Origin of the sequence: Methylobacterium sp. WL8, from assembly GCF_008040045.1 — a bacterium.
Classification (GTDB): Bacteria; Pseudomonadota; Alphaproteobacteria; order Rhizobiales; family Beijerinckiaceae; genus Methylobacterium; species Methylobacterium cerastii.
Genome location: NZ_VRVF01000009.1, coordinates 98,561 through 104,876, shown reverse-complemented (window position 1 = coordinate 104,876; position 6,316 = coordinate 98,561). Strand labels below are relative to the sequence as shown.

Here is a 6,316-nt window from a genome sequence, read left to right as displayed (position 1 = left end):
GCCTTTAAAAGGTGGGGAGTAACTAGCCTGTGAGGCGAAGGGACGGATAAAGCGCAAAATAGCCAAATATTTAATTAATAAATTAAAATTAAAAGCGAGTATTTTACTTTAGCAATCAAATGTTTATTCGATTGCCTGATCAGGGTTTGTTAGCCACCGTTCTCCGTCGCCGCCGGCTTGGCAGGCTTGCGCGTTCGGAGTTCCCGATGTCGAGACAGCCCATCCGCGTCCTCGCGGCTCTGGCGATCCTTTCGCAATGGGCCACTTCTGCTCTGGCCCGGAACGAACAGCCAGCGGGCGGTGCCTTCATGAGCAGTTACACGAGCGATCCATATTTCGATCCGCGCTCCCGCTATTCGCAGGAACATTCCCTGGGCGACATTGGCGGTCAGCCGATGCTGACGGAGCCCAACGGCGAGAGGCCCCCCTGCGCCCTGTTCGATCAGGCCTGCGAGCAGGCCTTCGAACGGAACCGGCGGCACGCCTATCCTTGAAGACTAGTAGCCCGTCTGAGTAACGGGTTTGCGAATTGAGATTGGGGTTGAGATCAGGGCGATCCAGCCTGTGTCATGCTCAGCGGCCGACCTCGGCCAGCTTGAGGAGGTTGTGGGCGGTGCAGATCATCGCCCATTCGCCCTGGACTTGATCGAGGCCCCGGAGCAAGAACTGCCGGAAGCCTCTGGCCTGCTTGATCTGCCCAAACACCGGCTCCACGACCTGCTTCCTCAGGCGGTAGCGGCTCCGGCGGCCAGCCTGCTTCAGCCGCGCGGCCATCGCACGCATCAGGGGCGTCTTTGTCAGCGTCCGACGACCGGCCGCATCCGCCTCGCCGTGACGCGCCCGTCCCGGAGCCAGATAGGCGGTGATCCGCCGCTGCTTCAGCGCGGCCAGGTTCGCCTCGTTGGCAAAGCCTGCATCGCCCGAGACCTCGCACGGCTTACGCCCGAGATGAGCGCGGACGTCGTCGATGAGCGGCACGAGGGCGCGGGCGTCGGCGGCGTTCGTCACGAGGCGATGCGCCACGATGATCTGATGCGCGGCATCGACGGCGATCTGCCCGTTGTAGCCCTGCACGAACCCGTCGCGCGTGGGCAGGATGCGGCTGTCCGGGTCTGTGAAGTTGCGCTGCGCCCGATCTGGCGGACCGCCGTCCTCACCACGTAGGGGTCGACCCTGCCAGCGCATGCCCGAGGACGCACCCGGCCCGCTCTCGTCCTCCGGGGTGGGCGGATCGACCGCTTCCGCTTCCAACGCGGCCTTCGCGGCGCGGATCGTCTCCAGCCGTCGCTGCTTGTCGGCCATCCAGTCCGGTGTCTCGTCGCCCCGTCGGTTCGCGCCCTGCACCGCATCCTCGGCCGCGTCCGCCTCGCGCGCCTGCTCCAGCCAGGCGTCGACCTCGGCGGCCAGCGCCGGCTCGGCCGTCTTCATGCGTCCGTAGCTCATCGCCTTGTGGCGAGAGGCGTTGGCCTTCACCTTGGTCCCGTCCACCGCCACGTGGGCGAACTGCACCAGACCAGCCGCGCGGCACAGGCGCAGCACCTGCACGAACAGGTCCGACAGGGCCACGAGGTGGCGCTTGCGGAAGTCGGCGATGGTGCGGAAGTCTGGCCGGTTCAGGCCGGTCACCGCCATGACGTTGACCCGTTCCTCGCGGGCCCGAGCGAGTTGACGCGACGAGTACAGGCCGCGGCTGTAGCCGTAGAGCAGCAGTGCCACCATCATCCCCGGATGGTAGGGTGGGTAGCCTCGCTCCTCGGTGTAGGTGTCGAGGATGGCCGAGAGGTCGAGCGCTTCCCGCACCGTGTCGCGAACGAAGTGCGCCATGTGCCCGGGCGGCACGAACTCGTGCAGCGAGGGCGGCAGCAACCAGCCCTGATCCACATTCCAGGATCGAAACACCTTGGACATGAGCCGAGTGAATCACCCTCTGGCCTCGCCGTCGAGAGCATTACTCGGACGGGCTCTTATGAGGGGACGGTCATCGGCATCCAGGCCCTTCGAAGTCTCTCCCAGCGCTCAATGGGTATGAGCCCCTACGCTCACGCGCATCCCCATCTTGCCGGCGAGGTCAGCCCTCATGGATCGAGGAGACTGGTAGAACGGATCTACCTCCGGAGGCCCTGGGAGTAACTCAGCTGGACTTTGGCCAATCAAGCTACTTAGCAGAGGGCTTAGGCCTAAGGTGGCGACAGACTGTGGATCGGCGTCCAAGCTGTCCCCGCGCTCCATTGCCATCCTACATGCTGCAATTTTTTAAGAATTAATCATGCAGCGGGTACCTATTGGGCACCAATCAGTGCAGAGACGGAACCCAAATCGGTCAAATAAATACTGACTGACGCAAATACTTAGCTGCGAATGACGGGTGGGTCCGCCTTGCGCACCGATCTACACCTATGGCGAGCTCATGCGCCGCTTCAAGGCCTCGAACTCGATGCGCCGCCGCAGGATGTCGGCCAAGCCTTCGATGACGGCCTCGCGATCGCCATCCAGGATCTCGCAGAGGTCCGCGATGGCCGCGACCAGAGGCTGGAGGTCCCCGAGATCAGGTTCGTCGGGAGGCAGCGAGAACATCACGCAACTCCTCGGTTTAGGGCCGGAACAGGCATGCGCTCGGTTTGCGCAGAAGCGGCGTGGATCGGCATAATCCGGTCAACGTCCACGACGGAGAGGTATCCGGCTTCCGCAAGCTCCGAGGCGATAGCCCGCAGTTCTATTGCTCGTGCCTCCAGCACAGCGCGGGATCGATCGCGAGCTCGTCGTAGGCGATCGGTTACCGCCTCGAGAAGGCCGTTCACGAGAAAGAGGTGGCTGTCCGAGGGCTCGACGTAGAACGGTCCGAGCCTGCCGAGCCCGAACCGAAGTTCGATGTCCCGCGCGATCGTCGTCGCCTGGGCGAGATCAGAGCCTGGGCCGGATCCACTGCCGATGCAGGCAGCGCCAAGCTCGATCTCCTCGGCAACGCCTCCAGCCAGCAGCATCGCGAGGACCGCCTCGAGCTGCGGCAGCGTCGCGGAGCCATCCATCTCGAACTGAGCTTCCCCTCCGCCATCATGAAGCGACAGGTCGACGATCGCTCCATAGCCGAGCGCCCGACCTACGATCGCATGACCTGCCTCGTGGATCGCGGTGCGCCACCGCGCCTCCGGGGCCATCGTGAGTCGCCCCTGACGAATCTCAGCCAAGACGTCGTCGAGACCGATCCGGCGCCCGGCGCGACGTGCCGAGCCCTTGGCGCGGCGCACGAACGCTTCGACATCGGCGCCCGTCTTGCCGCGAGCGGCCAGGGCGAGCGGCATTAACGATTCGTCGGCAAGTTCGTCGGCACCGAGATGATGCCGGAAGATTTTGGCGAGGCTCGTCGTGTCCGGCCGCTCGATCGCGATCTCCCGATCGAGCCGTCCTGCCCGCTTCACGGCCGGGTCGATCCTGTCGGGATGGTTGGTGGCCGCGACGACGACCACGCCCGGCCGCTCCTCGACGCCGGCGAGCAGCTCGAGGAACAGGTTCACGATCTGTGTCCAGTACTGGACGTGATCGCCGCGGATCTGTGCACGGTCGGAGATGCCATCGAGCTCGTCGATGAACAGGATGCAGGGAGCCTGGGTTCGAGCTTGCGCAAATACCCGGCGGATCGCCTGCAGGGTGCCGGAGAGGTAGTCCGATGCGCACCATTCCGCGACCGATGTCGCCACAAGCGGAATACGGGCGGACTTCGCCAGAGCGCGGGCAAAGCTGGTCTTGCCGACGCCGGGAGGGCCCGACAGCAACAGGCCCCGATTGTCGATGTCGGCCCAGGCGAGGCGACCGACACGATAGGCCTGCAGATCGGTCGCGAGTGCGAGGCCCCAATCCTTGGCCGCACCATACCCGTCGAGGTCTTCCAGCGCAGGCCCCGTCTGGAGGTAGTCGGCCTTGGCTGCCGTCACTCTGGCGAGCGCATCGATACAGGCATCGGGCGAAGCGGCTCCTCGGAATGCGATCGGCAGATCGGCGATGTCGAGGGTGCGAACAAGCTCGGGATCAATGCGCCGGGTCGGGCATCCCCCGGTGACCGCTTCGATGACGAGGTCGAGTGCGCTCTGATCGAGGCAGGGCAGCACGATCCGATGCTCTGCAGCGCGCATAAGATCACGCGGCAGCTGGCGTATCGGATCGGGGGCGCATCCGACGATAGGAACGCGCGCGTGGAGTGCCGAGGCCATCGTGAGGTTCCCGACATCCGGTCTGTGTTCTTTGTACGAGCCGTCTCGGATGAGCAGGCCAGCCTGCGTCGATTTCAGAGCGACAGCCCTGCTGCCGCTCAGGTCCATCGCTTTGACGCCCGGCCGGAAGGCGCACTTCTCGAGGACGTCTCGAACCGGCTCGACGAGATCGGGCAGGTGGGTGGTGATCACCACGACCGGCGCCTCTCGCCGCAGGCGACGAACGAGCCCGACTTCCGCCTCGATCGCCCGAGCGACGAGGACGGCTACCGCCGCGAGATCCGCGGGGATGGGCACGTGCTCAGTTTTCTTCTCGCCCTCAGTCTTGGCGAGGATCCGCTCGACCGGATCGTCGGCCTCATCGTCGTGGCCGAGACCGAACCCGACATCGCGGAGAAGTTTGAGATTTCTGCGCTCTTCCTGGGTGAGGGTTCGAAGGAAGGCGCGCGCGAGCGTGTCTGACGGCTTGGCGTCTCGATGCTGGTCGTTCAAAGTTGTCGAGGTCGGCGACATGGCATGATCTCCCACGGCCGGGCAGCGGCGCCGGCCGTCAGCGTGATGGCTGGATCGGATGCAGCGACGCGGCTGGCTCGACGGAGTCGGAGCGCTCGGCGGGCGTCGGCTTCAGGAGATCGCCTGCTTCATAGGCGATAAAAAAGAGGTAGAACGAATCAGGAACAAACCGCAAGCTCCCTTTCGAATCCTATCGGCTTGCCTGTGGATGAACTCGACGGTCCCCCGCTGGGCTGTCTCACGCCCCAACTTTGGTCAAGGCAGACTGGCAGCCTGATCCTCCCGGCCCGAGCCGATGATCGTGGTGGCTTCCAAAACGCTACACCACGCTGTGGGACACGGCCATCACTCCTCAAAGTGCGCAGCTGTTTGCAGGCAGAAACTGAACCTATAACTCAACCGAAAATCTCGTTTTGAATTATTCGTCGCTGTCACAATCATGGGAGGAAATAGAATTATGGCTCCATTGGAGCAATGAAATTGCGAAAAGAACCAAATTTTTGAGTCATACTACACACGACGAAGCCCGGCGCCTGGTCGGACGCGCGCTGGACGGCGGCCGCGATCACGGCCGAGCCCACCGGCACGGTGAGCACCTGCCCCTTGGCGGCCCCGGATACCGCGTTCAGCGCATAGTCAGTGACCCGCCGGACCATGCCCTCGACCACGGATTTCGACAGCACGTAGCTCAGGAGCGGCGCGAACCGGGCGATCAGGCCGGTCGCCAGGGCGACGAGGAGCGGCATCAGCACCGCCTGCGCCGTGGTGGCGAAGGCGACGACCCACTCGCCCCAGGGCAGGACGACGGCGGGGGCCGCCGCGGCGAGGGCGGGCGACGCGACGAGGCAGGTCGCGAGGCAGGCGGTAAGCGAGACACGCGCGCGCGGGGGCGCCGCAGGGAAGCGGGTCATGGTTTCAAGTCCTCTGGCTGGGGATGCGCGGCGGAGCCCGGCCGGCACGGGAACTCGGATCAGGCTCGGCCGGCGGCCGGCGTCGCGGCGAGCCAGGCGCGGATCGCGTCGCGGAGCCGCGCGAGCCGGGCGGGACGTGGGGCGGTCGGGACCAGGACCGGGGTCGCGACGCGCGGGTCCGCCACCGCCGCGAGGGGGGCCGCGATCCGAATTCGCGCCGCGGCGTCGGTCGGGCGCGGCAGGGCGGCGGCGTAGGGGGTGACGAACTGCTCGGCCTCGGCGCGGCGGCGCCCGAGGATCGTCGCGGGCCTGGCCCACATCAGCATCGCCTCGGCGCCGCCGGCCGCGTCCCCGGCGTTGATCCGCCGCAAGGCGGTCGAGCCGGCGAAGGCCGACGGCCCGATGTTGTAGCAGAGCGAGACCAGGGCATCGAAGGCGTGCGGCCCGACCGGCGCCGTCAGCCCGCTCCGGACGGCGGCGACGTAGGCCGCGACGTCGCGCGCGAAGATCGCGTCGCACTCGGCGGCGGTGATCGCGAGGCCCGGCGCGACCTGCGGCGGCCCGGCGGCGGAGGTGTGGCCGACGCCGATCGTCCAGACCCCGACGGAACCGCGGTAGGCCCGCAGGCGCCGGCCCTCGCGCGCGATGAGGCACGCCTCGCCGATGGGGGAGAGGTTCATGGCAGTC

General features: G+C 66.0%; 6 protein-coding genes. 1 reads left to right on the top strand and 5 read right to left on the bottom strand.

Translation table 11 applies throughout. The annotated features are described in order from the left end of the window. Nucleotides 1-206: 206 nt before the first annotated feature. Entirely contained in the window at nt 207-494 is a 288-nt protein-coding gene (locus FV234_RS05835; protein ID WP_147813417.1) for a hypothetical protein, read from the top strand. A 79-nt stretch (nt 495-573) separates the two neighbouring features. Here FV234_RS05835 and FV234_RS05830 read toward each other — a convergent pair whose 3' ends face one another. The 5 genes from FV234_RS05830 to FV234_RS05810 all read right to left on the bottom strand — a co-directional run bounded on the left by FV234_RS05830 (nt 574) and on the right by FV234_RS05810 (nt 6,309). Beyond that, nucleotides 574-1,908, bottom strand: a complete 1,335-nt coding sequence (locus tag FV234_RS05830) for an IS1182 family transposase (protein WP_147813419.1) — start codon at nt 1,906-1,908, stop codon at nt 574-576. A gap of 486 nt (nt 1,909-2,394) precedes the next feature. Next, nucleotides 2,395-2,574, bottom strand: coding sequence for a hypothetical protein (locus FV234_RS05825; RefSeq protein ID WP_147813421.1), 180 nt, complete (start codon nt 2,572-2,574; stop codon nt 2,395-2,397). Then, on the bottom strand, nt 2,574-4,718 hold the full coding sequence (locus FV234_RS05820) for an AAA family ATPase (RefSeq protein WP_147813422.1): 2,145 nt from the start codon (nt 4,716-4,718) through the stop codon (nt 2,574-2,576). Before FV234_RS05820 ends, FV234_RS05825 begins: the two co-directional genes overlap by 1 nt. A 455-nt stretch (nt 4,719-5,173) precedes the next feature. Beyond that, nucleotides 5,174-5,629 (bottom strand): hypothetical protein, encoded by a 456-nt coding sequence (locus FV234_RS05815; protein ID WP_147828355.1) that lies wholly within the window; start codon nt 5,627-5,629, stop codon nt 5,174-5,176. Nucleotides 5,630-5,688: 59 nt separating this feature from the next. Next, nucleotides 5,689-6,309: a lysozyme gene (locus FV234_RS05810; RefSeq protein ID WP_147828354.1), complete on the bottom strand. Its 621-nt coding sequence runs from the start codon at nt 6,307-6,309 to the stop codon at nt 5,689-5,691. Nucleotides 6,310-6,316 lie beyond the last annotated feature (7 nt).